Annotated in this window: 2 protein-coding genes; both read right to left on the bottom strand. The window is 71.8% G+C overall.

Annotation, left to right across the window (positions count from 1 at the left end):
* On the bottom strand, window positions 1-504 hold a 504-nt coding region (locus tag FRW57_RS21455; RefSeq protein ID WP_152187023.1), incomplete at its 3' end, for a DUF2332 family protein.
* A 49-nt stretch (window positions 505-553) separates the two neighbouring features.
* Window positions 554-1,237 (bottom strand): vitamin K epoxide reductase family protein, encoded by a 684-nt coding sequence (locus FRW57_RS21460; RefSeq protein ID WP_152187024.1) that lies wholly within the window; start codon window positions 1,235-1,237, stop codon window positions 554-556.
* Window positions 1,238-1,508: the final 271 nt, after the last annotated feature.

A 1,508-nucleotide genomic window follows, 5' to 3' on the forward strand; every position in this document is an offset into this window, starting at 1 on the left:
AGCGCCGAGCTCGATGAGCGCCAGCGGGCGGCCGTCGGCGTGCGTGGCCGCTGCCCAGGTGATGCCCGGGCGGACCTGGGCCCAGACCTGCGGGTCGTTCTGCCGGGCGGCCCGGCCGCACAGCGGGACCAGCCGGTCGTGGTGGGTGATGACGAAGTCGCGCCAGGCGTCGACGAGGGCCCTGCCGGCCGACCGCATGCCGCCGAGGGTGGGGTAGAACTCGGCGAGCGGGTGGTCGGTGGCCGTGGTGCGCAGCAGGTACTGCACCGGCGTGAAGAGCTGCGCCGGCTGCACCAGGTCGCCCGTGTCGGGGGTCGGGCGGGAGTGTGCCTGCGTGTGCCAGTCGATCAGCGGGGCGGCCAGCGACGGGTCCGCGGAGACGGCCTCGCAGATCCGTTGGTGGACAGGGCTGCTCGCATAGCGTCGCTCGCCCCACTCACCGAAGATGGCGGCCACCTCCGCCGCCGTCGGGTCGTGCTCGGCCTCGGGATGGGTGTTGGTCATAGGCAGGTTCTTCTCCCCCGCTCGGGCGCGCGGCGCGGCGAGCCCGGCATCAGCTGAAGTCCAGGACAGTGGACCAGTAGTACCAGAAACGGTGCAGCACGAGCACGAGGACGACGAGATACGAGATGGCCAGGAGCGGCGCGTGGTTGCGGCGCAGCGCGTCGACCGTTCCGCGCAGCGCGGCGGGCACCGGCAGGTGCCCGCGATCGAGGTTGGCCAGCGTGACGTAGAGGAACAGCGGGATGGTCACGGTCCACACCACCATGCAGTAGGGGCACAGGGCGTTGATCCGGTAGAGGCTCTGGAAGATCAGCCACCCCACGAAGCAGATCCCGAAGGTGACGCCGACCTGCAGCCCGAGCCAGTACCACCGCTTGAAGCGCGCGCCCGCGAGCAGGGCGGCGCCCGCCGCGACGACCATCGGGAAGGCCGCGACGCCGATCACCGGGTTCGGGAAGCCGAAGACCGACGCCTGCTCGCTCGCCATCACCGAACCGCAGGAGATGATCGGGTTGAGGCTGCAGATCGCGACGTGGCTCGGGTCGATCAGGGTCTGGATCTCCTCGTAGATCAGCCCGAACGCGCCGAGGAAACCCACACCGCCCCCGAGGACCATGAGCCACGGCAGGACTCTCGCGAAGGGCAGCGGGGCGGGTTTCGCGGACTCGTCGGAGCTCCCGCCGGGGTTCTCGGCGGAGCTCTGGACGGGCACGGCGGCGCGGGTCGAGGACATCGATCGTTCCCTGGTGTCGGGTCCGGCCCAGCAAGGCAGCGGACGAGTGCCTCCATTGTCACATTTGCCGGCGACGGCTCCTGCCCGGTGCGGCTGCTCCCGGGTGTGGCTGCTGCCGCTCCGGCCGGGTGCGGCTCCGGCGGGGTGCGGACTGAGAGGATCGACGAATGACGACGCCGACGAACCACCCCGGCACGCTCGTGCTCGCCGCGACGCCGATCGGCGACCCGCGCGACGCCGCGCCCCGCCTCGCCGAGGAGCTCGCGCTGGC

Origin of the sequence: Segeticoccus rhizosphaerae (assembly GCF_009192725.1) — a bacterium.
GTDB lineage: Bacteria > Actinomycetota > Actinomycetes > Actinomycetales > Dermatophilaceae > Segeticoccus > Segeticoccus rhizosphaerae.

Coding starts and splice junctions, on each gene's coding strand:
- FRW57_RS21460 (WP_152187024.1), bottom strand. CDS start 1,237: ATGTCCTCGACCCGCGCCGCCGTGCCCGTCCAGAGCTCCGCCGAGAAC.